Below are 24348 nucleotides of genomic sequence, written 5' to 3'. Positions count from 1 at the left end.
GACTTTATTCCAGTCCCTCTCGCTCGCGTCGTTTCATCAAGCGGATTTCCGACTGGAAATCTTCGGCGCTTTCAAAAGACTTGTACACCGAGGCAAATCGCAGGTACGCAACCTCGTCCAGTGTGCGAAGCGGTTCCAATACCGCCAGTCCAATGTCATTTGCCGCAACTTGAGAACTTCCTTGGGCCCGAACCGTCTCCTCTACTTGCTGCGCTAGCCGCTTCAATGCGTCGTCGCTAACGTTCCTGCCTTGACAAGCACGCCGAACACCAACGATCAACTTTTCCTTGTCGAACGGTTCAGTTACTCCATTGCGCTTCACAACGGTCAGCACGGCCTTCTCGATCGTTGTGAATCGGCCTCCGCACGAGGTGCACTCTCGCCGCCGCCGGATAGCAGAGCCCCCGTCTACAACACGAGAATCTGTAACTCGCGATTGTTCGTGATGACAAAACGGACAGTACATCTACACCCCACTTTCTCGGAGAACAGTTATCACCCCCTACATTAGCGGGTTAACGTTGCGCTGCAGAAGCGACTTCATAGCTATGAGCAACGTTCGAATCGTCCCGCGACACCGAGTCCCACTCGCTATTACCGAAATCGCCCGAGATAAGTACAGCGACGAACATAGTTACCCCAAGAAGGGCTCCCATTAGAACGTTTGCTCGCTGCTCTTGAGGCTCGGCGGAAGAATAAACGGTTGGCTCGGGAGCATCTGCAGCCGCCCAGTGGCAACGAAAGTTCTGGTTGATAACCTGCTCGTGGCGTGACGGCTTACCCCCTCGATCACCCCGCATGGGTACAAAATCCCACACTTCAGCTGGCATTGAAGACCGTGGTGCAAGTGGAGCTCCCGCCATATCAGCACGAGTAGAAATCATTTTCGCCTGGTCAATGATGCTCATAAAATGCCCCTTACCTCATTTTGCGAATTCGATGGTTTCTCATCTCACGCGAAACATTTTTAGCGTATTTGTTCGATTTAACTTCTATGTTCGATTTATACCATCCCACATCACATCCCCACAACCCCCCAACTATCGAACATATTTGCCCTCTTTGATATATTCTGTACAGAAGACACTATCAAGACTCAATGTGAGGACCCATGGCACGCAAGAACACAACCAGTGAAAAGTTCGATATGAGCGTACTTTCAGACAGACAAAAGCGAATCCTTCAAGTCATTCGCGACGCCGTCGTATTACGTGGCTATCCACCAAGCATTCGAGAGATCGGCGACGCCGCAGGACTCCAATCGACTTCTTCTGTCGCCTACCAGCTGAAGGAGCTCGAAAAGAAAGGGTTCCTTCGCCGTGACCCAAACAAGCCACGAGCCGTAGACCTCCGCCACCTGCCAGAATCTATGGGAGGTTCGGTTACACCGAAAAACGATGCGGACATTGATGGAACTTCTCCAGCACGGATGATCCCTGTCCTCGGCCAAATCGCCGCTGGAACTCCGATCCTGGCAGAGGAAAACATTGAACACTACTACCCCCTGCCGGAAGAACTACTCGATAGCGGCGACCTCTTCATGCTTCAGGTGGTTGGAGAATCAATGCGCGATGCAGGCATTCTCAATGGTGACTGGGTAGTCATCCGCTCACAACATGTTGCCGAAGAGGGCGAGTTCGTAGCAGCGCTAATTGACGGGGAGGCAACTGTCAAGGAGTTTCATAAGGACTCTTCCGGAGTATGGCTCATTCCTCATAACGATGCCTTTTCTCCGATACAAGGCAACGACGCCGAGATTATGGGCAAAGTGGTCTCTGTTTTCCGGACCCTGTAGCCATTTTTCGCCATTTCGCCCCCAACCGGGGGCTATCAAACACATGTAAAAGCATTCGGGCGCACGGTTTTGCAACAATAGGGGCAACCTAATTTTTGAACCCTGCTGATTCGTGGTTGCCCCACGGAGGAGTTGTATGTACGCCGAAGAGAGAAGAAGGCAGATCGCGTCACTTACCGCAGTCGAAGGACGCGTGAATGTTACGGAGCTGGCCGAACGGTTTGATGTAACAGCCGAGACCATCAGGCGGGACTTGGCAATTCTCCATAATGAAGGAATTGTCCACCGCGTTCACGGCGGAGCCGTCGCTAGCCAATCATTTCTCACCACAGAGTTTTCTCTTGATGCCCGGTTCCGGTCGGCACCGACCGCCAAATCGGCGATCGCGCGCGCTGCGACACAGTTTCTCCCAGAGGATCCTGGCGCTGGCATCTTTCTCGACGCCGGCACCACCATCAATGGACTGGCCGATCTTATTGCCGCAGCAGGAAAAACACAGCATTGGTCTATAGTTACGAACTCCCTCCCGATCGCGCTAGACCTATCATCCTGCGGGCTTACAGACGTTCAGCTCCTCGGGGGGACAGTCCGTGCAATCACCCAAGCTGTTGTAGGCGATACGGCATTACGCACTCTCGCGCTTATGCGTGCAGATGTTGCTTTTATTGGCACGAATGCCTTGACTATTGACCACGGCCTCTCTACCGCCGACGCCCAAGAGGCTGCGGTCAAATCTTCAATGGTCACCAATGCACGCAAGGTAGTTGTGCTCTGCGACTCCACGAAGCTCGGCAATGATTATCTAGTTAGCTTTGCGCCGCTAGACGCAATTGACGTCGTTGTTACCGACACAGACGCACCAGAGAGCTTTGTCAGCGAATTGCGGGAGCGTGGAATCAAGGTCGTCCTTGCCGAAGAGTGAAACAAAAGGAATCAAATGCCCGATTGTGCCCGTTCTATTGCATTAACGGACACAATCGGGCATTATGGCTTTAGTAGCGCTTTTCGATACTGCAGCTGCACAACAGACTTTCGGTAGGCGCTACCCCACAGAGCACCAATTACTCTAAGGATGCGCCACATGATTCTGACGTTCACTCCGAATCCAAGTACAGATGCAACGCTTTCTGTAGCAACGTTGCGTCGCGGCGAAGTCGCCCGTGCCATTACCGCTACGCGAGAAGCTGGCGGAAAAGGCGTCAACGTGGCCCACGCCGTAGCGAAGGCTGGAAGAGCGGCACTCGCTGTAGTTCCCTGCGGGGAAAGCGACCCTTTCAAGTTCGCTGCTAACCGACTCGGTTTTCCTTTTGTTTTCATCCCGGTTGAGGGCACTATCCGTACCAATACTGCGATTACTGAATCCGACGGTACGACTACCAAAATCAATGAGCCTGGCCCTCAATACACCATTGATGTCCAGCAGGGGTTCCTCGACGCGCTTGATTCGCATAGCAGCGAATGTAAGGCCGTCGTCATGGCAGGGTCGCTGCCCAGTGGAGCCCCGGCGGATCTCTACGCAACGTTGACCCGAGAAATCCGATTGAGGCTCGCCGAAGACGTACTGGTGGCCGTCGACACATCAGACGAACCCCTGGTAAAGCTGGGAGATCAGCTTGAATCTGCAGCCCCCGATATCCTGAAACCCAACGCTTTTGAATTAGCGCAATTGGTGGGAGCCGATGGGCATGTACTAGAGACTAGCGCTTCAGCCGGAGACTACTCCGAGGTTGTTGAGGCAGCGAAGCGCTTGATTCAGCGAGGGGCTAAGGAAGTTCTCGTCACCCTTGGTGGCGCAGGTGCTTGCCTGGTCACTGCAGACTCTGCCTGGGCAGCAACGCCACCACCGACTGTTGTGAAATCTACCGTTGGAGCAGGCGACAGCTCACTTGCTGGATATGTTATGGCTCGCACTCAAGGCCTGCCGTTGGACCAGTGCCTTCAAACCGCGGTCGCCTATGGCTCTGCTGCAGCAGGCCTACCAGGTACCGGGATTCCAAGCCCTGACGACATCAACTTGGAACAAACCCAAGTTGTAGAAATCGATTCATAATTTAAGAGAACAGGAGTCCACCATGAGTGACAACATCATCACTCCACAACTCGTTAGTCTCGATGTGGACTACGGGTCGACGCCAAGAGAGGTCATCGAACACCTCGCGCAGCAAGCCCAGGACGCCGGCCGAGCAAGCGACAGCTTGAAGCTAGCCGACGCAGCTTACGCCCGTGAGCAGAAAGCTGGTACCGGTGTGAATGGCCGTGTTGCAATCCCCCACTGCCGTACCGAAGCAGTCGAAACCCCAACGTTGGTTTTTGCCAGGTTACAGCGGCCCGTTGACTTCTCGGGGCCAGATGGAGACGCAGAGCTTGTATTTTTGATCGCTGCTCCTGAAGGCGGCGGTAAGGCGCATTTGAAGATCCTTTCCAAGCTCGCACGTGCCTTGGTACGCGGCGACTTCGTAACTCAGCTCCGCGAGGCAAAGGATGAACAAACGGTCGTCAACGCGGTGCTGGACGTCGTCAACGCTGCTCCTAAGAAGAAAACTGCCGCAGCACCTACTCCCGCTGCGACGGGCAAGACCGATGGCGTGAAAAAGTTTAGGATTGCAGCTGTTACATCGTGCGCGACCGGCATTGCCCACACATACATGGCAGCCGACGCTCTGACACAAGCTGCGCAGGCTCGCGATGATGTCGAGTTTCAGGTGGAGCCGCAAGGTTCTTCCGGCGGCGATCCTCTGGATCAGGCCTACATCGACAGTGCTGACGCCGTAATCTTCGCCCATGATGTTGCTGTGCGTAACAAAGCACGTTTTGCAGGCAAGCCGGTCGTTGATAGTCCAGTAAAGCGTGGCATCAACGAGCCAAACAAGATGATCGACGAGGCCATTGCCGCTGCAAACGATCCGAATGCACCAAGAGTCACCACGGCGGGATCGGAGCAGCGAGAAGACTCCGCTTCCTCTGGTGAAAGCTGGCCAAAGAAGATCCAGCAAGCTGTAATGACCGGTGTGTCGTACATGGTGCCGTTCGTTGCAGCAGGCGGCCTGCTCCTCGCGCTTGGTTTCCTCTTCGGCGGATACGACATGGCGAATGGCTGGCAGTCCCTCGTCACGAACTTCTCCCCGACCCACCTGCCTGGACATACAATCGATGTCGACGGTGAAATGATGACGTTCCGCCGTTCCGGCTGGCTTCTGTATCTCGGTGCTGTCATGTTCGCGACAGGCCAGATGGGCATGGGCTTCGTTGTTGCGGCGCTCTCCGGCTACATCGGGTATGGCCTTGCAGGACGTCCAGGTATCGCGCCAGGATTTATCGGCGGTGCTATCTCCGTCATGGTTGGCGCAGGTTTTATCGGCGGCCTTGTCACAGGTCTGCTGGCTGGTTTGATCGCATACTGGATCCAGACATGGAAGGTTCCGCGCTGGCTCGGGTCCCTGATGCCAGTGGTCATCATCCCGCTGCTGACTTCCCTTGCTATCGGCCTCATCATGTTCTTACTGTTGGGGCGTCCGCTTGAGTCTCTCATGCTGGGACTGCAGGGCTGGCTTGAGTCGATGAGCGGATCCTCTGCGATCCTGCTCGGCGTCATCATCGGGCTCATGATGTGCTTTGACCTTGGTGGCCCAGTCAACAAGGCGGCGTACCTCTTCGGAACCGCTGGTCTGTCTGCGGGAACGGAGGCAAGCTTCCAAATTATGGCGGCTGTAATGATTGCCGGCATGGTTCCCCCAATCGCACTGTCAATCGCGACGTTCCTCCGCAAGGGATTGTTTACCCCGGCGGAGCAAGAGAACGGCAAATCCGCATGGCTCCTCGGACTGTCGTTTGTCAGCGAGGGCGCAATCCCGTTTGCGGCAGCTGACCCGTTCCGCGTTATCCCTTCGATGATGCTCGGTGGCGCCACTGCTGGCGCGGTCAGCATGGCACTCAATGTTGGTGTACAGGCTCCACACGGTGGTCTCTTCGTGCTCTTTGCCTACGAGCCTTGGTGGGGACTGTTCGTCGCGCTCATTGCAGGCGTGGCGGTCGCAACTGTAGCGGTCATCGTCGCTAAGCAGTTCTGGCCAAACGAGGAGATTCAGAAGGTCGCTGCCCAAGCAGAACCTGCAGCGGTGGCGAACTAAGGACACAGGCCCCTAAACTGAATACAGAAACTCGATAGATACTTTCAAAGCAGAAAGGATGAAGCACATGGCTTCAAAGACAGTTAAAGTCGGATCCACCGTTGGACTGCACGCACGTCCAGCAACCATTATTTCTGACGCCGCCGGTGAATACGATGACGAGGTCATCCTGACCCTTGTCGGTGACGAGGACGAGGAAGAGACGGATGCTGCTTCCTCGTTGATGATCATGGCAATGGGCGCCGAGTTCGGTGACGAGGTCACCGTTACCTCTGACAACAGTGAGGCAGTTGAAAAGATTGCCGCATTGATCGAGAAGAACCTCGACGAAGAGTAAATTCCTCAACAAAAGCCCGAGCGCTACATCTGAGCGCTCGGGCTTTTGCTTGTTCAAGCTATTTTCGAGATGCAGCGTTGAACTGACCCTCACCCACTGTGTTGTAAATCCACTTCAACAGAGGATAGAACACGATGATGCCGACCGACCCCAGGGCGATGCCCTCAAGCGTCACCTGACCGACAGTGAACGACAGGTTGCCGATACCAACAATGAGTGCCACAGCCGCAACTGTTAGGTTCACCGGGTTCGTGAAATCTACCTTGTTATCCTGCCAAATACGTACACCAAGCATTCCAATCAGGCCGTAAAGAACCAGGCACGCTCCGCCCAGCACACCGGCCGGAATTGTGAAGATAACTGCACCGAACTTCGGGATGAACGCCAAAACGATCGCGAAGCACGATGCGACCCAGTACGCAGCCGTCGAGTAAACCTTGGTAGCAGCCATCACGCCGATGTTCTCCGCATAAGTCGTTGTACCAGAGCCGCCAAAGCCACCAGCCAATGTCGTCGCGATACCGTCACCGATCAATGCCCTGCCTTGGTATGGGTCCAGGTCGCGTTGCGTCATCTCAGAAACTGCCTTGACATGACCAATATTCTCCGCGATCAGCACGACGATGACAGGAAGCGTCACCAAAATCGCTGAGAGGTGAAACTCTGGCGTATGGAACTGCGGCAAGCCGATCCAAGGACTAGCGCCAATCGTGTCCAGTGCGTCATCCGATAACCCGCCAGTAAGCGCCGCAAACACCCAGCCGACGATGACGCCGATCAGAATGCTCAGACGAGACAACATTCCCCTCGCAGCGACAGTCAGCAGAGCAATCGTGCCGAGCGTGACAAACGCGACCCCGGGCTGAGTTTGCACATTAGAAACTGCAGTCGGCGCAAGATTGAAACCGATCAGCGCGACGATGGCACCAGTGACCGTGGGAGGCATGACGGCGTCGATAACTTTCTTGCCTGCAAGTTGAACAATAAAGCCAACTGCAATCAACGTCAGACCCGTGATGAGTACCCCGCCCAGCTGAGAGCCGATTCCGTACTGGGACGACGCAGACAGCGGCGCGATGAAAGCGAATGACGAGCCGAGGTAGCTGGGCAGTTTATTACGGGTAATCAGCAAAAAGATGATGGTTCCCAGTCCTGAAAACAGCAGCGTTGTGTTTACAGGGAATCCCGTCAACGTGGGAACGAGAAGTGTAGCTCCGAACATTGCTACGACATGCTGCATGCCGATGCCAATTGTTCGAGGCCAAGAAAGGCGTTCATCAGGGGCGACCACCGCGCCGGGCAGAACGCGGCGCCCGTCGCCATGCAAGGTCCATCCAATAGTTTTACTCACAGGCTCATATTATGTCGCTAGATAATTGCCGAAAGCGAATTGGGCAAAGTAGCGTAATACGCATGGAGATTTTCATTCGCCGCACGGCAGACGAAATTGGCGATTTCGCTGCAAACATGATTGAACCATTCGTCAAGCAAGGTGCAACGCTTGGTCTTGCTACTGGCTCGACACCGAGTCCAACGTATCAGGCACTGATCCGAAAGCACCGCGAGGAAGGCCTCAGCTTCGCCGACTGTGACGCATTCTTGCTCGACGAGTACTACGGAATCGATCAACACCACGAGCAGTCATACTGGTCCACAATCCGACGCGAGCTGACGGCATCAATCGATATCGATGACGCGGCCGTGCACTCGCTTAGCAGCTCAGCGGCCGATCCGGAGCAGGAGGCTGCGACGTATGAGTCCATGATGAAAGACGCCGGTGGTGTCGACATTCAGCTGCTCGGCATCGGCGCGAACGGCCATATCGCTTTCAACGAGCCGACCAGCTCGCTGAGTTCCCGGACCCGACTGATTGATCTACGCCCGCGGACCATTGCTGACAACGCACGCTTCTTCGATTCAAAAGATGAGGTGCCTCGCCAGGCAATGACGCAGGGCATCGGCACCATCCTGGAAGCGAAGAAGATCCTCCTCATCGCTACCGGTGCAGCGAAGGCCGAGGCTGTCCAAGCAATGATCGAAGGGCCCTTGAGCTCTTTCTGCCCTGCCTCATCGCTGCAAATGCACAACGATGTGTGCATATTACTCGACGAAGCCGCAGCATCCGGCCTCGGCGATGTGGAGTTCTACAAGGAGATCGACGCCTACTGGCGTTAACTCACCACTCCAGCAGTCTCTAGTAGACCTGCTGGACAAACTCGTCATACTGACGCGCCAGAACTCGTGGCAAGCGGACATCGATCCTGGTGCCGTCGGTTTCATATTCTTCGGAGCGAATCGTCCCGTGTTCATGGACGAGTGAGACAACATCTCCTCGGGTGTACGGGATCAGCATGACTACATGCTCATCGAGCGTGTTCAGGAACATCTCGATTTTTCCCTCGAGTTCAGCAATACCCTCACCCGTGAGCGCTGAGACAAACACCGCTTCCCGACCGGTCGCGTCAAACACGTGGCGTAACTCTGCCAAAACCACAGGGTCAGCGGAGTCAATCTTGTTGACGACCACAATCTCCGGAGGCAATTCGGAATCTTGATCTCGCGTGATCTCTGCCAGCACCTCGCTCACGGCAGCAATCTGCTTGAGTGGGAACTCGTCTGCTCCATCAACGACGTGTAGCAAAAGGTCTGCTTTGCTCACTTCCTCCAGCGTCGACTTAAACGCCTCGACCAACTGGGTTGGCAGGTGCCGGACGAAACCAACTGTGTCCGTCAAAACGACGTTTCGCCCATCGGCCAGCGTTGCACGTCTCGTGGAGGGGTCAAGCGTTGCAAACAATGCGTCTTCCACAAGCACGCCGGCGTCCGTCATTGCGTTAATGAGTGAGGACTTCCCTGCGTTCGTGTATCCGGCAATCGCAATCTTGGGTGTCGTCGAGCTCTGCCTCTTCGCGCGCTTAATCTGACGAACAGTCTCCATGTCTGCTAATTGATGACGCAGCTTTGCCATCTCTGAGCGCAACCTTCGCCGGTCTGCCTCAATTCTGGTTTCACCGGGACCGCGCAAACCAACGCCGCCATTCGAACCCGCACGACCACCGGCCTGGCGCGAAAGGTTGCCGCCCCAACCACGGGTACGGGTGTAGAGATACTCCATCTGCGCGAGGCTAACTTGTGCTTTGCCCTCCTTGCTCTTTGCGTGTTGCGCAAAGATATCCAGAATGAGCATCGTTCGGTCGATCACTTTAGAGTTGAGGGCTTCCTCTAGCGCCACCATTTGACCAGGGGATAGCTCACCATCGAATACGACGGTGTCCACGCCACTGGCGTCGACAATCTCGCGCAGCTCTTTCACCTTTCCGGAACCAATGTATGTCCCTGGATCCGGCTTATCTCGTTTTTGATAGAGCATGTCAATAACTTCAGCGCCTGCGGTTTCGGTCAGTGCTGCCAATTCCCGCATGTTTGCTTCCATTTCGGCAGTGGAACCTTCAGTCCATGCTCCAACAAGGATGACTCGCTCGAGCCGCAGTTTACGGTACTCGACTTCGTAGATGTCTTCCCGGTCTTCGTTGCGCAGCTCTGTCGTGGTGTTTACGCGACGAAACGAGTTTCGTTCCTCTAGGTCGAGTGCGCCCTGTGTTGGCGTCGATAGGTCTGTTCCCGCGGTTTCGTTGCGCGTTCGTGCGTTATGGCGAAACGCTTCATCCAGCAACGCCTCATGCGAATCAGGAGTGGTTGATTTCGAATTCATGCAAGCTTTCAAAAATAGTGGGTATACGTAACTTTTTTCGCTTTCTTCCTTGCTCAACGGTAGCCCACCCATTTTTCTTCCACCACATTTCTTCACCTCAGGGCGCGTTCGACTAGGCTTCACACTTATGAACCAACAACCTCTGACTGAAAACAAGGATCTGGCCGCGATCGGCCTGAACTTTCCTAAGTGGCAAGACGCGGTAGAAGCTGCAATCGCATCCGGTCGCCTGGGTGTTATCGGTGAGGTACGCGGCGGCCAAATGGTCCAATACCAGGACCGCTCTGGTGCCCAGCTGAACATCTTGGCAGTTGAGCCTTTCGCCACCTTTGCTGGCTTTGAAGGCATCACACGCACAAATGCGCACATCACCCCGGCAACCGATGTGGTTGCGCTTGCTGAGGTTGTGGATCCACATGGGAATCCAATCGGATCTCTGACGCTAAACCTGGCGCAGGAGCCATTGATCGTCGATGAGCCCACAATCCAGTGGCAAGAGCTCAGCGTGACCGCCCTTGCACTCGATGTGAGCACGTACGAATCCACCTCTGCTTATCTTGAGGAGCACCCTGGTAGCACGGTTGGCACAGTCGCTTCTGCAGGAGCCGAAGCGATTGCAACTGGCGCAGCCTCCTCCCCCGATGCAAAAGCCACTTTTTCCGCACGCGTGCTGGAAGCTGAATACCGCACGTCGGAGTTGACGGGTGACCGCTTCATTCATGTTTCAGTCGACGGCGCGTTTCCATTCGACGTTTGCCTACCTGATGGCGATCTCCCCCAACGCGACCAAGTCATCGCCGGCAACGCCGTCATGGTCGGTACCATCCCGGTGCCTACAGGTGGCGGATGTGGTGGTTGTGGTGGCTCCTGCGGTTGCGGTGGCGGCTGCTAGAAACTAGGCACTACTCATGGATCCAGCACGTCGTGATCTTTCCATAGCACTGTGGGGCGCCCTGATCTTCGCCGTCATGGTGCTGCTTGTGCTGCTCCTCAAGACTCCTGGCGCCATCATCGCCGGGCTGATTGGTGTCACGGCGCTTTTGACCCGCAGGCGTTTTATTCCTAACCCGGAAGTAGAGTCGCTTCGCTCATCGCTTCTGATTGCGTGCGATGACATCCGCGACATCGTTGAAGCGTTTGATAACTTGCAACATGGCAGCTCGACGCAGGCGTTGGCCGACCGAACGCTTCATTTTCCCGCGCTTGCGAACACCGATCTTTCTGTGCCCGAAATCAGCGAATTTCATCTCAAGTACAGTGCGGCACAGCGCTTTCTCGCGCGCGTTGACACCTACTTACAGTCACCGGACTTGGAACGCGTCCACCTTGAAAAACTCATTCGAATTGCGGACGAGCGCGCCCTCGAGCTTGAGGACGCCTGGGTCGCTGCCCGTAACGCTGCTCGGGAAATTGGTCCGTCGTAATCAACCAAGCTGCGCTACTAGTTCCGCAACGTCATAGTTCGCCGCGTCAATCCAAGTGATTCGTTTGTCGCGCCTAAACCAGGATTTCTGACGCCGCACATAGCGCCGCGTTCGCAGCTTGGTGTCCTCGCAGGCTTCGTCGATGGTGAGGTGGCCGTCGATAACTCCAAGCCCTTGGGCGTATCCGATAGCTCTGCCAGCAGTCGAATCCTTCACTAATCCCTGGCCCACCAACCGATGAATTTCATCGATGAGCCCCTGCTCGAACATCGCATCAGTACGCTGCGCAATCCGCGGGTTGAGCCACTCTGGGGTTGTCTCCAACCCAATCATGCGCGTACCCCAGCGTGTAGGGGCGTTTTTGGGGGGTTGAGATGCCTGAAAAGGCTTACCAGTAAGCTCAATGACTTCGAGTGCACGCACTGTGCGCCGGGGGTCACGGTCTTCAATTATCGACGCCGCCACAGGGTCAACTGCAGCTAGCTGCGCATGAAGGCGATCTATTCCGATTTCCTTCAACAGAGACTCGTAGCGCCCGCGGACTTCGGGGTCGGTTGGCGGGAACTGCCAAGCGTCGACAAGTGACTGCATGTACAGCATGGACCCACCAACGAGAATCGGCAGCTTTCCTCGATTGGAGATCTCCTCAACGGTCTCCACCGCTCGTTGCTGATATTCTGCAACACTGGCGGTCTTCGTAACTTCCCAGATATCAAGCAGGTGGTGCGGTATTCCTTGTCGCTCCGCGAGAGGTAATTTGGCAGTGCCGATATCCATCCCGCGGTAAAGCTGCATCGAGTCAACGTTGACAATCTCACCATCGAGTTCGTGCGCAAGCGCGAGACTCAGCGAGGACTTACCTGAAGCCGTCGGGCCGACGATTGCTACTGGTTGGTGTCCGATCTCCTTGTTCACTGCTCTACCTCCCAGTAAGCAACATACCGACCAACGCCCAACGTGTCGTCTACGTCTACGAGTGTGGCCTTCGTTGGCTGCAGTGTTTGTAGCTCAAGCCAAACATCTGGTTCCAGTACTCCTGCGTCTCGCATTTCCTGCTCACGGATCAGGGAGCTTTGCTTTCCTGACAACAAAGCCTGGAGTTTGTCGTTCGTATCAGCAGCCGCAGGGATTAACGCTAGCGGGGCGCGAGTTGTCAGCCCTGCAGGTCCATCGACTACCAACACTGTGAGCACTGAAGGATCTAACGGCAACAGGTGCTCGCGACTCTCACGCACCGTAGCCCCGTGAAGACAGTATCTGGCGACAAGTTCGCCTAATACGTGCCCACCTCCTACTTCGACGTGTGGTGCTCCCCAGGCAGCAAACGAGCCAGCAAGGTGCGTTGCCCATCTTCTGTCGTGGCTGCACACAATGTCAATAGTTTTCGTCAGTTTTCCGGCTGTCTCTCTAATTGAGTTCAGCAAACGCTGCGACGGTTCGTCAGCAGGTGCGAGTTCTCGCACGAGAGCTGGCGAACCAGGCATGACAAGTAGGCAGGCACGGGCTTCATTCACCTCGCCCACCATAGTGGGGTTTTCTCGGAGTTGAAACCATGACACATGACGCATGTTCGTCTGCAACACGCTAGAGTTATGAAGACGAGAATGCCGTCGATTATGTATCTCGGCGCCGTGACGCGCGGCACAGCTATTTGTGAAAGGACTGTTTCATGACTTCCTCGACTCCAAAGCCACAGCCACCAGCTGGACGTCCGAACCCGGCTGCCATGCCGAAGCAAACGCCGAAGCCCGGACCTCGTCCAGGTGCGGCGCAGTCTGTTCCTTCACAGCGGGTTGTTCCACTCGCGCATGCTCAGTCGTCATCAGCGAACACTGATCCGTCGAAGTTCGGGCGCGTCGATGATGCCGGCAATGTTTTTGTCACCCGTGACGGCGTTGAGCGTCAGATCGCATCTTGGCAGGCCGGGTCTCCCGAGGAAGGACTTCGCCACTACGGGCAGCGTTTCGACGACCTCATCGTCGAAACTGAAGTCCTGGAGGCGCGACTCACTGCACACCCAGAGGACGCACACACTCTGCATCGCAGCGTGACTGAGCTGAAAGACTCGCTGAAAGACGTCGCCGCAATTGGCGACTTCGCAGCGCTCGAGGCACGCCTAGAAGAATTACTGCGCAAAACAGAGGTTGCGGAACACGAAGCAAAGGAACTCAAGCAGACCCGACGGGCTAACGCAATTGCCAAAAAGGAAAGTCTAGCGGCCGAGGCTGAGGAGATCGCCGAGAAGTCTACGAACTGGAAGGCTGCCGGGGACAGGATTCGAGCGATCCTCGAAGAATGGAAGACGATCCGCGGTATCGATCGCACAACCGACGACGCGCTCTGGAAGCGCTACTCGCGTGCACGCGATGCCTTCAATCGCCGTCGTGGGGCTCACTTCGCTGAGCTCGATAGGAATCGCGCAACGGCTCGTCGTATCAAGGAGGATATCATCGCCCGCGCGCAGGCAATCCAGGACTCAACGGATTGGAACGCCACCGCCCGTGCCTACCGCTCTCTGATGGATGAGTGGAAAGCAGCCGGACGCGCCCCACGTGGCGTCGACGATGAGCTGTGGGCACAGTTCCGCGCTGCTCAGGATCACTTCTTCGCCGCCCGCAACGCCGTAAACGCGGAGCGCGACCGCGAATTTGAAGCAAATGCTGCAGCTAAGGACGCACTTATAGATGAGTACGATGCGCTCATCACTCCAGAGAAGGGTCTAGGTGCGGCACGTGCCAAGCTGCGTGAGCTCCAGGAGAAGTGGGACGAAATTGGATTTGTGCCTCGCAACAAGGTCCGTACGTACGAAGACAAGATTGCTCGGCTGGAACAGCGCGTAGCGGATGCAGAGGAATCACGATGGCGCAAAGCAGACCCTGAGGCACAAGCGCGGGTGAATCAGTTCCAGGAGAAAGCTGATCACTTCCTGCAGCAGGCTCAGGAAGCTGAGGCAGCCGGGAATTCCTCCAAGGCGGCGAAGCTCCGTGAACAGGCTGAGCAGTGGCAGGAGTTTGCCAACGTCGCAGCGAAGGCCGTCGACGAGCAGTAGTGCTATATCCCTTGATCGTAGGGAGTGCCGACCCGTCACACGCCGCAGTCTCCTCCTACGCATTCTCAGTCACGCTTGCTATCCAGGACGTTACGGGAGAAGCGCACTCCGGAGTGAGTGCAGCCCATCTCGCGAAACGCCTGGAGGGATCCGAAGAATCGTTAGCGCTTCTCTTCGCGCTGTGTAGCAAACCAGCGCCACGGTCCCTTGGAGCGTTCGGTTACCCAGTGCTGACTGAGGATGATCTGTACGACGTCGAAGGCTGGGTGCTCATATCGCTTCCTCTACTTGAGGACGTCGATGTGTTAGAAGCGAACGTCACTATCGACGCCTCCATCGCTCCTCTTCCCGGGGAGGAGCAGCCGGCGCACGTGTGGCGAAGTGCGCTCGCGCTGATTGACGCGCTTTCTGCAGAGTTGCACCGTCCCATCCGTCAGATTTGGATCACGGAGCCATTGGGGGCACCGGAGCACCCATTCCTTCGCGCTGACGGCTACACGCCGGCGCACTGTGAGCGACAGGCAATTATCAACGCGGACGCTATCGTGGCGCCTGACCAGAATGATAGGTGCGACGTGATTGAAGACATGGCATTCGACCCTACTGATCTGCCCTCCTTCTTAGCTACTCTCCAGGAGTCCGCAGCGAAATACCCTCGTGGTTCACTATCGCTCGAGCCTGTCCAGTGGTCTGCGTCCCGTCTTCAGGACGCTGCTGCACGTCTCAAGGACCGCGGCGGTTCCCAGATCACCGCCATTGCCCGTGATGTCTCAGGGAAACCGGTCGGGCTTGCAGAGGTAGCAAAATTCGAGAATGACGCAGATTCTGTTGCAGAAATCGGGCTGGTGTACGTACGGGAGGCAAGCCGGGGACTCGGTTTAGGCAAGCGCGCCTTGGCTTCTGCGATATCAGCCGCGCTCTCGATTTGGCCACAAACGAAGCAGATCTACGCTTCTTATCCCAACCCGCAGCCGGGTGCGAGCCACATTCTCGACCACTATGCCCCAACCGGGATAAGCCAGGCGACGGCCTGGCAGAAGGGCGTACCAAAGCTCGATAGCTAGTTGCTTCTTTTGTGGCGTCGTGCCGCGTTCGCTCGTCGGTCATCGACAAGCAGTGGGTTCGTTTCTTGCTCCTGATGAGTCCGCGTCGCATTCAATTGCGCATCCGCGATATCCGCGTCGATTTCGCTTGGCTGATTCCGGAGCAGTTCCGGGGCAACCGCTGTCTTTCGCACGAACAGCGGAATGTACGTCAACACGACCAGGAGTACCGCGACAACTTCTAGGTAAAACCCGGGCCCGTGCTGAAACGTTCCTGCAACACCGGTACTCGACTTCCGCAGCCACACTGCCAGCAACGAGCTAACCAGGGCAACTGTTGAAATCATCCACGCGGCTGTGGCCATTCCGAAACGTCGCGAAACCGTCACTAGCGACGTGCAAACGCCTACGCCTAAGAAGCCTAGCCATACAAATACGTACTCCGTGATCTTGGTATCTGCACTGCGGGCGCCTTCGCCCACCGCGAGCACCTGCCATCCGGGAATGTCACCAACGAAGGGCAAAAACAGCGCAACAAGCCACCCAATACTTGCAATACCGAGTACCCAGCGCGCGGATCCTAATTCCATTTTCATTGAAGTCTCCCTTCCAGTAGTCGCGTGGTTTACGCTTCAGGAGTCGTGCAGCAGCCAGTGTTGCTTACGTTAGTCACTGGAACGATGTCTGGACGTGCAACCGTAGGAATTCCAAGTCCCACCCCAACAGGTGCAGTCGTTGGTACCTCGCCTGCCTCAGCGTGATCACCCGCGAGTGTGCGTCGGTGTGAAAGCACACCAGAATCCGCGATCAGAAAATATGACTTTGCTTCGGTGATACGAGCGGTAACAATGTCACCCGGACGGATGGCAGATCGATTGGCCTCATCGACAGCAAAGTGCACGAGCCTGCCGTCGCGAGCGCGTCCTGACATTCTGTGAGTCGTCTCGTGCTTTCGACCTTCGTCCTGCTGAACAAGGAGTTCTTGCACAGATCCAATGAGCTTTTCATTCTCTTCCAGGCTGATTCGTTCCTGGAGTTCAAGCAGTCGTTCGAACCGCTCCTGCACCACAGCTTTCGGAACCTGGTTTTCCATTTCAGCCGCCGGGGTCCCAGGGCGCGGTGAGTACTGGAATGTATAGGCGGACGTGAATCGTGCCTTCTCAACTACATCAAGCGTTGCCTGGAAGTCTTCTTCCGTCTCGCCTGGGAATCCGACAATGATATCGGTGGTGATCGAAGCCTCAGGAAGCTTCTCACGGACCTCATCCAAAATGCCTAAAAACTTCTTGGATCGGTACGAACGGCGCATGTCCTTGAGTACTTTGTCAGACCCCGACTGCAACGGCATATGTAGCTGCGGGCAAACGTTCGGGGTTTCTGCCATTGCGTCGATGACGTCAGATGTAAACTCTGCGGGGTGCGGGGAGGTGAAGCGAACACGCTCGAGGCCTTCGATCTCGCCACACGCTCGTAGCAGTTTTGAAAACGCGGACCTATCTCGCTCCATTTCCTCGTCAACGAAATGCACACCGTAAGCATTGACGTTTTGGCCAAGCAAAGTGACTTCTAAGACGCCTTGATCCACGAGCGCCTGTACCTCGGCGAGGATATCGCCCGGACGGCGATCAACTTCTTTGCCACGCAGACTCGGAACGATACAGAATGTACACGTATTATTGCACCCGACAGACACCGAAACCCAGCCCGCATAGCTACTTTCACGTTTCGCTGGAAGAACAGAAGGAAATACTTCGAGCGCTTCTGCAATTTCAACTTGCGCCTCGCCCTGTACTCGTGCACGTTCCAGCAGTACCGGCAGTGAGCCCATATTGTGGGTCCCGAAGACCGCGTCTACCCACGGTGCTCTCTGGATAACGTGGTCTTTGTCTTTCTGCGCCAGACATCCACCAACCGCAATCTGCAAATCAGGCTGCGATTCCTTAACCTTTTTCAAATGTCCAAGCGTTCCGTACAAACGCTTGTCTGCGTTTTCACGCACGGCACAGGTGTTGAAAACGATGAGGTCTGGGGCCTGCCCATCTTCAACTGCCACGTACCCCGAATCTTCCAGCAGACCCGACAACCGCTCCGAATCATGAACGTTCATTTGGCATCCGAAGGTTCGTACTTCGTATGTCCTTGATGCAGCCATCTGGTTCGCCTTTCCTGGTTGATTACGCGGGCCTACGCAGGCACGGCTGAACATTCTAGCCACTGCCAACTACCCCGCCCAAACGCCGCAAATTGCTCCCTAGGAAGTCTCTCGAAGTGATTCAACCCTTGTATCTAGTGCAGTTCTTGCGATAGACATGCACATACCTTGTGGAAAGCCTCGACGCGCCAGCACTCCGACAACCCTGCGCAGCGCGCGGGTGTACTCCGCGTGCCCCGCTGGTGGTGTTTTCACTTCTCGCGCCTTCTTTTCCGCGAGGGCTTCAGCAATTGCGTGTTGGTCCTCGTCACTGATTTGTGCGAGCGCGGCGCGCCGATCTGTTTCTGAGACTCCTTTTTCCCTGAGCTCGCGGTCCAGAAAGCTTCTCGACTTTCCTCGACGTTTCGCCCGCTGTCGAACCCATTCATGGGCGAAGCGCCGATCGTCGAGAAGCGAGGACGCGCGAAGAGACGCCAGTACCTCATCAACGAGAGGCGCTGGGAACTCAGCCTTGACAAGACGCTCCCTGAGTTCATGCTCTGATCGCGGTCGCTGATCCAGCAACCTTAATGCACGCCGCCGTACTGGAGCGAGGGCTTCTTCACGTTCGTAGTTGAAGAGTTCTCCATTCCCACCGGTAGCTTCCCATTCGGCAAGTGCGTCCTGCAGGCGTTGAATCTTTTCCGGATCTGGTGTTGCCACGTATTACTTCGCCTTCGCTGGCTCTTCCTCGTCGTCGAAGTCAATGTTTGGCACCATGTCTACTGGGTCATCAGTCAGCGCATCATCATCGGCAAATTCGCCAACCCCCAATGCACGGAAAATCTTTTGCTCGATCTCGTCCGCAAGGTCCGGGTTCTCCTTCAGGAAATTGCGCGCCTTTTCCTTGCCCTGTCCAAGTTGATCGCCTTCGTAGGTAAACCAGGAACCTGACTTCTTCACGAAGCCGTTCTCTACGCCCATGTCAATAATGGACGATTCCCGAGAGATGCCCTCTCCGTACATAATGTCAAACTCTGCGATCTTGAATGGTGGCGAAACCTTGTTCTTCACTACTTTGAGGCGGGTTCGGTTTCCGATGGAATCCTGTCCGTCCTTCAACGTCTGGATACGTCGGACATCACAACGAACCGAGGAGTAGAACTTCAGCGCTTTACCGCCCGTAGTTGTCTCGGGTGAACCGAACATGACGCCGATCTTCTCACGCAGCTGGTTAATAAAAATCGCTGTAGTGCCGGAGTTGTACAGCGCACCTGTCATCTTCCGCAGTGCCTGCGACATCAACCGAGCCTGGAGGCCAACGTGAGAGTCACCCATCTCACCTTCAATTTCAGCCTTAGGCGTCAGTGCGGCAACCGAGTCAATGACGATGATGTCAATCGCGCCAGATCGGACAAGCATGTCCGCGATCTCCAGTGCCTGCTCCCCTGTATCTGGCTGAGAAACGAGCAAGTTATCAGTATCGACGCCCAGCTTGCGGGCATAATCCGGGTCCAGAGCATGCTCGGCGTCGATAAAAGCTGCGATTCCGCCGGCCCGCTGCGCGGAAGCGATGGCGTGAAGCGCAACAGTTGTCTTACCGGAAGACTCAGGTCCGTAAATCTCAACGATGCGGCCGCGTGGCCACCCACCGATCCCCAGAGCGACGTCAATAGCCGTATTCCCAGATGAAATCGACCGAATTGGAGGCCTGTTCTCATCACCGAGACGCATCACAGCCCCCTTGCCATAATCCTTCTCGATCATTGCGAGTGCAGCATCTAGCGCATTCTGGCGATCTTTCGCGGCTGATGCGGTTTTCTTTTTCGCAGCCATTTACATGTTCTCCTTAATGTTCATTCTGTTCGAGTTCGGCGGCGGCGTTTTTGCATACGCCATCGCCCACACACATGTTTAGACTCACCTTCGAGGGTTACGGTTCCCGATGACTTCTAAATCTGGATCTGACTATAGGCAAGTGCCGAGACATCACCAGAGTGTACACGCATACATGTTCGAATTAAAAGTGCAAAACGGCGAGAGCAGCTAGAAACCCGGCCGATCTACGCCAAGGCGACGCGCCTCTGGAACATCAAAGGCGTCACAAAGTTCGTCCCAGGCTTGACGCAAATCGCCTCCATTTTCGATAACCTCTGCGGCGGTACACCCATGACGAGGCAAAAGTTGCGCCTCAATAATCCATGACGCCCGATCAGACCCAAATTCATCCTGGACGAGTTGGTGAAACTCCGTTAATCGCATGGCCTCAAATATACGCGCAGAAAAATCAATACGATTTCATAGCGAACTGAACACTGTTCAAGTACTATTCTCGCTATGTCAAAAAGCATTCCGCAATCAAAGATTGAAGCCCAAGACCTCGCATACATCGCCGTGTTCGCGGCGGTGATCATCGTACTCGGGTTTGTCTCTATTCCAGTCGGCGCTGCCGGCGTTCCAATCGTCATGCAGAACGCTGCTTGTATTCTCGCGGCGCTCGTGCTCGGCCCTAAACGGGGAACCTACACAGTGCTATTGTTCCTCCTCATCGGACTTGCTCTTCCCGTTCTCGCAGGTGGACGCACCGTCGTCTATGCCCTGGGAAGCCCTACAATCGGATATCTGGTTGGCTACATCGCAAGCGCATTTGTTGCAGGTCTCATCGCCTACCGCGCTTCCAGCAAGAGCTCTTTCGTGAATATCGCCCTCCTTCTTGGAGCCGGGTTCGCTGGCCTGTTCCTGCAGTACTTCTTTGGGGTGTTTGGATTGATGGCACGCGCAAACATGACCTTTGGCGCTGCATGGGCAGCACAGCTACCGTTTGTCATCCCTGACACCGCCAAGGTGCTAGTGATTGTGTTCATCGCATTCGCAGTTCGCGCTGCACTCCCCTCACTCCGTCGCGCATAAACTGGATTATTTCCATGCCGCAGATCAGCTTCAACGACGTGAGCGTCGTACGTAATGACAACACACTGCTCCAACCATTTTCACTTACGTTGCAGGAACATCGGATCGGCATCATTGGCTCGAACGGTTCTGGTAAGTCAACGCTCGTCCGGCTTATCAATGGGCTCGAAGAGCCGAGCACAGGCGAGGTATTCTACGACGGGATTTCGCTTGCAACTCGTAGCTCTGAAGTCCGCCGACGTGTCGGGTTCGTGTTCTCCGACGCAGAAAGCCAGATTGTCATGCCCCAAGTCCACGATGACGTGGCGTTTTCATTGAAGAAGTTCAAGCTCTCTAAGGCAGAGAAAGAGCAACGCGTCGATGAGGTACTGGAACGCTTCAAACTCTTGCACAAGGCAGAACAATCACCTCATACGCTCTCTGGCGGTGAAAAACAGCTTCTCGCGCTGGCCGCGGTACTGGTGACTGAACCGACCACCATCATCGCAGACGAGCCAACAACATTGCTTGACCTGCGAAACCGTCGGCGAATAATCGCTGAATTGAACTCGCTTGATCAACAAACAATCGTGGTGACCCATGATCTAGAGCTACTCAGTGACTTCGACCGAGTAATTTGTGTCAACGACGGCGTCATTGCATACGACGGCACACCAGCAGACACGATTCAGTTCTACACTCAGCTAATGGAGCCGAACAGTGAAGATTGACTCGCTACCAATGGGCGTGTACGTCCCAGGCAAAACGCTGCTCCACCGTATGAGCCCAAAGAAGAAATTCGTACTGCTCATTCTGTACATCCTCATAGCGACCAACTTCGGGCGTACGTTCCCAATCGCGCTCACGTTGCTAGGCTTGATCTTCGTTCTGTACATCGTGGCAAGAATTCCGATCCGAATCGTTGCCAATCAGCTCGTGCCAATTCTTCCCTTGCTCGCAATACTCGGCGCATTCCTTGTCTGGCAAAATGGCATCTGGCTTGCCGGCGTCACGCTGATTACGTTGTTCGCAACGATTCTCGCCGCAAACCTTCTTACTCTGACCACAACAGTTGAAGCGCTCCTTGTATCGCTCGAGGAAGGCCTCAAACCGCTCGGCCGTTTCGGAATACCAACTGAGAAAATCAGCCTCGCTATCGCCCTCACGCTCCGTCTCATCCCGCTCATCTTGCAGACATCGCAGGAAGTTCTCGACGCCCGCAAGGCCCGAGGACTGGGATTTTCTCCCCTCGCGTTTGGCGTACCGCTCATCGTGCGAAGTATCCGAAGGGCGGAACAGATCGGCGATGCACTTGTCGCTCGTGGCGCGCTCGACTAACCGCCTTCAATCCTTCGCAGGGCAAAGCAAAAGCTCCAGGTTTCTATAGAAATCCTGGAGCTTTCTTTACCACGCCTTAGGCTTCGCCGCGGAGCTCACGCATCCGACGTGCGACGGCGTCCTGACTTGCTTGCGGGGCGCCGGTCTTGCCCTGCTCAATCGACTGCTGTTCCTTTCCCGAGGTCAACTCGCCAGACATCTCTGCGCGAATCTGCTCGAGCCGACTGTGGCCTGCCATCTGGATTCCAGCCTGCTCCACCTCAGCCATGCGGCCTTGGATCGAGTTCTCCGCGAGCTCTGCAGCACCCAGTGCGTTCGCGTAGCGGCGCTCAATCTTGTCGCGAACCTGGTCCAAATTCGGGCCGGAGGCGGTCAACGAGTTCATCGAGCGCATGGTCTCGGAAACCTTCTCCTGCATCTTGGCCTGCTCAAGCTGCGACAGCAACTTCGAACGCTCAGCGACCTGCTGTTGCAGGTGTGCCGCGTTGCGCTCCACGGCTTGCTTTGCCTGTGCGGCCTGCTGAAGTGCCTGGTCGTGCAGCGCCTTCGTGTCTTCAACGCCCTGCTCTGCGGTAACAAGCTGCGCCGCGAACGCCTCAGCAGCGTTCTCATACTCGGTCGCCTTCTGTGCGTCACCGTTGGAGCGGGACTTATCTGCTAATTGGAGCGCCTGGCGAGCGTTCGCTTGAAGTTTCTCGACTTCCTCCAAGCGACGATTCAGCTGCATTTCCAGCTGACGCTGGTTACCGATAACGGCGGCTGCCTGCTGCGAAAGCGCCTGGTGCTGGCGCTGAGCCTCGGAAATTGCTTGCTCAATCTGGATCTTTGGATCAGCATTCTCCTCAATCTTGTTGTCGAAAAGTGCCATCAGGTAGTTCCAGAATTTTGAAAACGGGTTTGCCATAGTGTTGCGTTTTACCTTTCGCTGAGCATTGAAATTGGCCGTGTCCACGGCCAAACTGTTTCGTATTCTATCTGTTACAGCGCTGCTCCGCTATGCGTGAATCGCATCAGCCGTAGCGAATTCATCGTTCATCGATTGCAGTGAAAGGTTCGCAACAGCCTCGAGAACAACTTCTGAAACCGTTGTGTCCAGTGCTTCGCAAATCGATGCGAGCAGCTCTGAGGAAACTTCCTTGCGCCCACGCTCCAGCTCAGAGAGATAACCAGAAGAAACGCGGGCTTGAGCAGCAAGAGATCGCAACGTCACGCCTTTATCCGCCCGGAAAGCTCGCAGTGACATTCCTAGCGCCTCTCTCAGCAGCGGTTCTTTCTGGCGGGTTCCAGACTCGCGAAATGGAAAAGCGACCTCATCCTGTGCATCGAACGAGGGCTCAAGCGGCGTATCGATTAGAAGTGTCGTAGTCATCACTTGGTATAACTCCCCTCAACGTGTTTTTGTTCCCGCACGGCATGCAACAGGACGCGAAGCGCTGCTTCAACAGCCCACTCGCGTACCTCGTTGCGCGGCGCCTGTAGCAAGTTTCGGGCCTGTCTGAATCCTGGAATGGTTCCGCGTACGAGAGGGGCGTCGGAAAGAATGTCGCCTGCAAGAACTGCTTCACAACCATCACTTGAGGCGATCCCTACCCAGACCTCACCGACAGGGTGGCCATCCTGTTCACTGGGCCCGGCCACACCAGTGAGCGAAAGACCCCAGTCTGCGTTGAGCTTCCGCCTTGCCGCCTTCGCCATCTCTTTCGCGGTCACCGGAGAAACAGGTCCAAACTCATCGATGACGTCCTGGGGAACACCGGCCAAGGTAACTTTGCACTCGGTCGCGTAAGTCACCATCGCGCCTCGTAGCGCTGCGGAGGCACCCGGAACGCCTGCGAGTGCGGCACTTGCCAAACCGGCAGTGAGCGATTCACAAAGCCCAACTGTTGCATCCCTCTTAGTAAGTTCCGCAATCACATCGGATGCAGTACCTCGCATTAGTTATTCACCTTGCGAGCATCGACAAGGTATTGCACGCCGGTCACCACGGTGACGACTACGGCCAACACCATTACAACGTAGGAAGGCACGTCCATCCAGGAAGGCAGCGGGCACAGGTAGAGAGCAACGCCGACGGTCTGGAGCACCGTCTTCACCTTGCCACCCTTGGACGCGGGAACGACATGGTCGTTGCGCAGCATCCACATTCTCCACATGGTGATGCCGAGCTCGCGGACCACGATGACGATAGTCATCCACACAGGAAGGTTGGACGCCACGTTGAGTACTACAAGTGCCGTAATCATCAGGGCCTTGTCCGCGATCGGGTCCGCAATTTTCCCGAAGTCGGTAATCAGGTTGTAGGTACGGGCGATTGTTCCGTCTAGCTTGTCCGTGAGCATCAGCGCAACGAACACACCGAACGCCGCACCCCATCGCTGGTCCAGTGCCAACCATGCGAAGACGGGGATAAAAATGATTCGCAACGACGTCAAGACGTTGGGTACGTTCCAGTTCGATGGTTTTTCAGTCACGCCCTCTACCCTACCTATCCCATGCTTTCCCT

28 protein-coding genes are annotated in these 24348 nt (G+C 55.6%); 13 read left to right on the top strand and 15 right to left on the bottom strand.

Features of this window, described 5'->3' with window-relative positions; all coding sequences use genetic code 11:
- Positions 1 to 4: 4 nt before the first annotated feature.
- Both nrdR and HMPREF3170_RS11585 read right to left on the bottom strand, forming a co-directional pair.
- The gene (gene nrdR / locus HMPREF3170_RS07860) at positions 5 to 466 is read right to left on the bottom strand and encodes a transcriptional regulator NrdR (RefSeq protein WP_070362341.1); all 462 of its coding nucleotides are present in this window, start codon (positions 464 to 466) and stop codon (positions 5 to 7) included.
- 49 nt (positions 467 to 515) lie between these two features.
- Positions 516 to 908 carry a hypothetical protein gene (locus HMPREF3170_RS11585; RefSeq protein WP_141742247.1) on the bottom strand — a complete coding sequence of 131 codons (393 nt, stop codon included), beginning with the start codon at positions 906 to 908 and terminating at the stop codon, positions 516 to 518.
- A 203-nt stretch (positions 909 to 1111) separates the two neighbouring features.
- Between HMPREF3170_RS11585 and lexA the strand changes: the two genes are divergently transcribed.
- The 5 genes from lexA to HMPREF3170_RS07835 all read left to right on the top strand — a co-directional run bounded on the left by lexA (position 1112) and on the right by HMPREF3170_RS07835 (position 6259).
- Positions 1112 to 1795: a transcriptional repressor LexA gene (gene lexA, locus HMPREF3170_RS07855; RefSeq protein WP_070478937.1), complete on the top strand. Its 684-nt coding sequence runs from the start codon at positions 1112 to 1114 to the stop codon at positions 1793 to 1795.
- Positions 1796 to 1931: 136 nt separating this feature from the next.
- Positions 1932 to 2717, top strand: a complete 786-nt coding sequence (locus tag HMPREF3170_RS07850; RefSeq protein ID WP_070478936.1) for a DeoR/GlpR family DNA-binding transcription regulator — start codon at positions 1932 to 1934, stop codon at positions 2715 to 2717.
- 159 nt (positions 2718 to 2876) lie between these two features.
- Positions 2877 to 3845, top strand: a complete 969-nt coding sequence (locus HMPREF3170_RS07845) for a 1-phosphofructokinase family hexose kinase (RefSeq protein ID WP_070478934.1) — start codon at positions 2877 to 2879, stop codon at positions 3843 to 3845.
- Positions 3846 to 3867: 22 nt separating this feature from the next.
- Positions 3868 to 5922, top strand: a complete 2055-nt coding sequence (locus HMPREF3170_RS07840; protein ID WP_070478932.1) for a PTS fructose transporter subunit IIABC — start codon at positions 3868 to 3870, stop codon at positions 5920 to 5922.
- Positions 5923 to 5989: 67 nt separating this feature from the next.
- Positions 5990 to 6259 carry an HPr family phosphocarrier protein gene (locus HMPREF3170_RS07835; protein WP_070363496.1) on the top strand — a complete coding sequence of 90 codons (270 nt, stop codon included), beginning with the start codon at positions 5990 to 5992 and terminating at the stop codon, positions 6257 to 6259.
- A 58-nt stretch (positions 6260 to 6317) separates the two neighbouring features.
- On the opposite strand, the gene HMPREF3170_RS07830 is transcribed toward HMPREF3170_RS07835, so the two are convergent.
- On the bottom strand, positions 6318 to 7610 hold the full coding sequence (locus tag HMPREF3170_RS07830; RefSeq protein WP_070478931.1) for a uracil-xanthine permease family protein: 1293 nt from the start codon (positions 7608 to 7610) through the stop codon (positions 6318 to 6320).
- A 62-nt stretch (positions 7611 to 7672) separates the two neighbouring features.
- Here HMPREF3170_RS07830 and nagB point away from each other — a divergent pair, with 62 nt between their 5' ends.
- Positions 7673 to 8434, top strand: coding sequence for a glucosamine-6-phosphate deaminase (nagB, locus tag HMPREF3170_RS07825; protein WP_070478929.1), 762 nt, complete (start codon positions 7673 to 7675; stop codon positions 8432 to 8434).
- A gap of 19 nt (positions 8435 to 8453) precedes the next feature.
- Here nagB and hflX read toward each other — a convergent pair whose 3' ends face one another.
- Positions 8454 to 9971: a GTPase HflX gene (gene hflX / locus HMPREF3170_RS07820; RefSeq protein ID WP_070478998.1), complete on the bottom strand. Its 1518-nt coding sequence runs from the start codon at positions 9969 to 9971 to the stop codon at positions 8454 to 8456.
- 127 nt (positions 9972 to 10098) lie between these two features.
- Here hflX and HMPREF3170_RS07815 point away from each other — a divergent pair, with 127 nt between their 5' ends.
- Positions 10099 to 10863 (top strand): hypothetical protein, encoded by a 765-nt coding sequence (locus HMPREF3170_RS07815; RefSeq protein WP_070478927.1) that lies wholly within the window; start codon positions 10099 to 10101, stop codon positions 10861 to 10863.
- 16 nt (positions 10864 to 10879) lie between these two features.
- Complete coding sequence (locus tag HMPREF3170_RS07810) at positions 10880 to 11395, top strand: hypothetical protein (RefSeq protein ID WP_070362331.1); 516 nt, start codon at positions 10880 to 10882, stop codon at positions 11393 to 11395.
- Here the strand turns inward: HMPREF3170_RS07810 and miaA are convergent, their stop codons facing one another.
- Together miaA and HMPREF3170_RS12090 are read right to left on the bottom strand one after the other, a co-directional pair.
- Entirely contained in the window at positions 11396 to 12310 is a 915-nt protein-coding gene (gene miaA / locus HMPREF3170_RS07805) for a tRNA (adenosine(37)-N6)-dimethylallyltransferase MiaA (protein WP_246814947.1), read from the bottom strand.
- A complete protein-coding gene (locus tag HMPREF3170_RS12090) occupies positions 12307 to 12630 on the bottom strand; it encodes a hypothetical protein (protein WP_371327495.1) in 324 nt (107 codons plus the stop codon). Before HMPREF3170_RS12090 ends, miaA begins: the two co-directional genes overlap by 4 nt.
- A gap of 434 nt (positions 12631 to 13064) precedes the next feature.
- Here HMPREF3170_RS12090 and HMPREF3170_RS07795 point away from each other — a divergent pair, with 434 nt between their 5' ends.
- Positions 13065 to 14444, top strand: coding sequence for a DUF349 domain-containing protein (locus tag HMPREF3170_RS07795; RefSeq protein WP_371327494.1), 1380 nt, complete (start codon positions 13065 to 13067; stop codon positions 14442 to 14444).
- An 11-nt stretch (positions 14445 to 14455) separates the two neighbouring features.
- Positions 14456 to 15508 carry a GNAT family N-acetyltransferase gene (locus HMPREF3170_RS07790; RefSeq protein WP_246814946.1) on the top strand — a complete coding sequence of 351 codons (1053 nt, stop codon included), beginning with the start codon at positions 14456 to 14458 and terminating at the stop codon, positions 15506 to 15508.
- On the opposite strand, the gene HMPREF3170_RS07785 is transcribed toward HMPREF3170_RS07790, so the two are convergent.
- The 5 genes from HMPREF3170_RS07785 to HMPREF3170_RS11355 all read right to left on the bottom strand — a co-directional run bounded on the left by HMPREF3170_RS07785 (position 15505) and on the right by HMPREF3170_RS11355 (position 19880).
- A complete protein-coding gene (locus HMPREF3170_RS07785; RefSeq protein ID WP_246814945.1) occupies positions 15505 to 16077 on the bottom strand; it encodes an Rv2732c family membrane protein in 573 nt (190 codons plus the stop codon). The two genes, HMPREF3170_RS07790 and HMPREF3170_RS07785, sit on opposite strands and share 4 nt — an antisense overlap.
- Positions 16078 to 16112: 35 nt before the next feature.
- Entirely contained in the window at positions 16113 to 17693 is a 1581-nt protein-coding gene (gene miaB / locus HMPREF3170_RS07780) for a tRNA (N6-isopentenyl adenosine(37)-C2)-methylthiotransferase MiaB (RefSeq protein ID WP_141742252.1), read from the bottom strand.
- Between the two features lie 45 nt (positions 17694 to 17738).
- Entirely contained in the window at positions 17739 to 18341 is a 603-nt protein-coding gene (gene recX / locus HMPREF3170_RS11360) for a recombination regulator RecX (RefSeq protein ID WP_071572548.1), read from the bottom strand.
- A gap of 3 nt (positions 18342 to 18344) precedes the next feature.
- The gene (gene recA, locus HMPREF3170_RS07775; protein ID WP_070362326.1) at positions 18345 to 19454 is read right to left on the bottom strand and encodes a recombinase RecA; all 1110 of its coding nucleotides are present in this window, start codon (positions 19452 to 19454) and stop codon (positions 18345 to 18347) included.
- 210 nt (positions 19455 to 19664) lie between these two features.
- Entirely contained in the window at positions 19665 to 19880 is a 216-nt protein-coding gene (locus tag HMPREF3170_RS11355) for a DUF3046 domain-containing protein (protein ID WP_083290922.1), read from the bottom strand.
- 75 nt (positions 19881 to 19955) lie between these two features.
- Here HMPREF3170_RS11355 and HMPREF3170_RS07770 point away from each other — a divergent pair, with 75 nt between their 5' ends.
- The 3 genes from HMPREF3170_RS07770 to HMPREF3170_RS07760 are packed head-to-tail and all read left to right on the top strand — an operon-like array spanning position 19956 to position 21845.
- Entirely contained in the window at positions 19956 to 20528 is a 573-nt protein-coding gene (locus HMPREF3170_RS07770) for a biotin transporter BioY (protein ID WP_070362325.1), read from the top strand.
- A gap of 14 nt (positions 20529 to 20542) precedes the next feature.
- The gene (locus HMPREF3170_RS07765; protein WP_070478922.1) at positions 20543 to 21238 is read left to right on the top strand and encodes an energy-coupling factor ABC transporter ATP-binding protein; all 696 of its coding nucleotides are present in this window, start codon (positions 20543 to 20545) and stop codon (positions 21236 to 21238) included.
- Complete coding sequence (locus HMPREF3170_RS07760; RefSeq protein ID WP_371327493.1) at positions 21228 to 21845, top strand: energy-coupling factor transporter transmembrane component T family protein; 618 nt, start codon at positions 21228 to 21230, stop codon at positions 21843 to 21845. Before HMPREF3170_RS07765 ends, HMPREF3170_RS07760 begins: the two co-directional genes overlap by 11 nt.
- Positions 21846 to 21921: 76 nt before the next feature.
- On the opposite strand, the gene HMPREF3170_RS07755 is transcribed toward HMPREF3170_RS07760, so the two are convergent.
- The 4 genes from HMPREF3170_RS07755 to pgsA form a co-directional block, all read right to left on the bottom strand.
- On the bottom strand, positions 21922 to 22749 hold the full coding sequence (locus HMPREF3170_RS07755; protein ID WP_070362323.1) for a PspA/IM30 family protein: 828 nt from the start codon (positions 22747 to 22749) through the stop codon (positions 21922 to 21924).
- A 90-nt stretch (positions 22750 to 22839) separates the two neighbouring features.
- Entirely contained in the window at positions 22840 to 23214 is a 375-nt protein-coding gene (locus HMPREF3170_RS07750; protein WP_083290921.1) for a helix-turn-helix domain-containing protein, read from the bottom strand.
- Positions 23214 to 23780, bottom strand: a complete 567-nt coding sequence (locus tag HMPREF3170_RS07745; RefSeq protein WP_070478921.1) for a CinA family protein — start codon at positions 23778 to 23780, stop codon at positions 23214 to 23216. The genes HMPREF3170_RS07750 and HMPREF3170_RS07745 overlap by 1 nt, the downstream gene beginning before the upstream one ends.
- Positions 23780 to 24316: a CDP-diacylglycerol--glycerol-3-phosphate 3-phosphatidyltransferase gene (gene pgsA, locus HMPREF3170_RS07740; RefSeq protein WP_246814944.1), complete on the bottom strand. Its 537-nt coding sequence runs from the start codon at positions 24314 to 24316 to the stop codon at positions 23780 to 23782. Before pgsA ends, HMPREF3170_RS07745 begins: the two co-directional genes overlap by 1 nt.
- Positions 24317 to 24348: the final 32 nt, after the last annotated feature.

The organism is Corynebacterium sp. HMSC08D02 (assembly GCF_001807505.1).
Classification (GTDB): domain Bacteria; phylum Actinomycetota; class Actinomycetes; order Mycobacteriales; family Mycobacteriaceae; genus Corynebacterium; species Corynebacterium pseudogenitalium.
Note: the sequence above shows the minus strand (reverse complement) of the source record. Positions and strands in the feature narration are given on the sequence as shown.

Bases quoted from the DNA above. Each gene is read 5' to 3' on its own strand.
- nrdR (WP_070362341.1), bottom strand. From the start codon at position 466: ATGTACTGTCCGTTTTGTCATCACGAACAATCGCGAGTTACAGATTCT.
- HMPREF3170_RS11585 (WP_141742247.1), bottom strand. From the start codon at position 908: ATGAGCATCATTGACCAGGCGAAAATGATTTCTACTCGTGCTGATATG.
- lexA (WP_070478937.1), top strand. From the start codon at position 1,112: ATGGCACGCAAGAACACAACCAGTGAAAAGTTCGATATGAGCGTACTT.
- HMPREF3170_RS07850 (WP_070478936.1), top strand. From the start codon at position 1,932: ATGTACGCCGAAGAGAGAAGAAGGCAGATCGCGTCACTTACCGCAGTC.
- HMPREF3170_RS07845 (WP_070478934.1), top strand. From the start codon at position 2,877: ATGATTCTGACGTTCACTCCGAATCCAAGTACAGATGCAACGCTTTCT.
- HMPREF3170_RS07840 (WP_070478932.1), top strand. From the start codon at position 3,868: ATGAGTGACAACATCATCACTCCACAACTCGTTAGTCTCGATGTGGAC.
- HMPREF3170_RS07835 (WP_070363496.1), top strand. From the start codon at position 5,990: ATGGCTTCAAAGACAGTTAAAGTCGGATCCACCGTTGGACTGCACGCA.
- nagB (WP_070478929.1), top strand. From the start codon at position 7,673: ATGGAGATTTTCATTCGCCGCACGGCAGACGAAATTGGCGATTTCGCT.
- hflX (WP_070478998.1), bottom strand. From the start codon at position 9,971: ATGAATTCGAAATCAACCACTCCTGATTCGCATGAGGCGTTGCTGGAT.
- HMPREF3170_RS07815 (WP_070478927.1), top strand. From the start codon at position 10,099: ATGAACCAACAACCTCTGACTGAAAACAAGGATCTGGCCGCGATCGGC.
- HMPREF3170_RS07810 (WP_070362331.1), top strand. From the start codon at position 10,880: ATGGATCCAGCACGTCGTGATCTTTCCATAGCACTGTGGGGCGCCCTG.
- HMPREF3170_RS07795 (WP_371327494.1), top strand. From the start codon at position 13,065: ATGACTTCCTCGACTCCAAAGCCACAGCCACCAGCTGGACGTCCGAAC.
- HMPREF3170_RS07785 (WP_246814945.1), bottom strand. From the start codon at position 16,077: ATGGAATTAGGATCCGCGCGCTGGGTACTCGGTATTGCAAGTATTGGG.
- miaB (WP_141742252.1), bottom strand. From the start codon at position 17,693: ATGTTCAGCCGTGCCTGCGTAGGCCCGCGTAATCAACCAGGAAAGGCG.
- recA (WP_070362326.1), bottom strand. From the start codon at position 19,454: ATGGCTGCGAAAAAGAAAACCGCATCAGCCGCGAAAGATCGCCAGAAT.
- HMPREF3170_RS11355 (WP_083290922.1), bottom strand. From the start codon at position 19,880: ATGCGATTAACGGAGTTTCACCAACTCGTCCAGGATGAATTTGGGTCT.
- HMPREF3170_RS07770 (WP_070362325.1), top strand. From the start codon at position 19,956: ATGTCAAAAAGCATTCCGCAATCAAAGATTGAAGCCCAAGACCTCGCA.
- HMPREF3170_RS07765 (WP_070478922.1), top strand. From the start codon at position 20,543: ATGCCGCAGATCAGCTTCAACGACGTGAGCGTCGTACGTAATGACAAC.
- HMPREF3170_RS07755 (WP_070362323.1), bottom strand. From the start codon at position 22,749: ATGGCAAACCCGTTTTCAAAATTCTGGAACTACCTGATGGCACTTTTC.
- HMPREF3170_RS07750 (WP_083290921.1), bottom strand. From the start codon at position 23,214: ATGACTACGACACTTCTAATCGATACGCCGCTTGAGCCCTCGTTCGAT.
- HMPREF3170_RS07745 (WP_070478921.1), bottom strand. From the start codon at position 23,780: ATGCGAGGTACTGCATCCGATGTGATTGCGGAACTTACTAAGAGGGAT.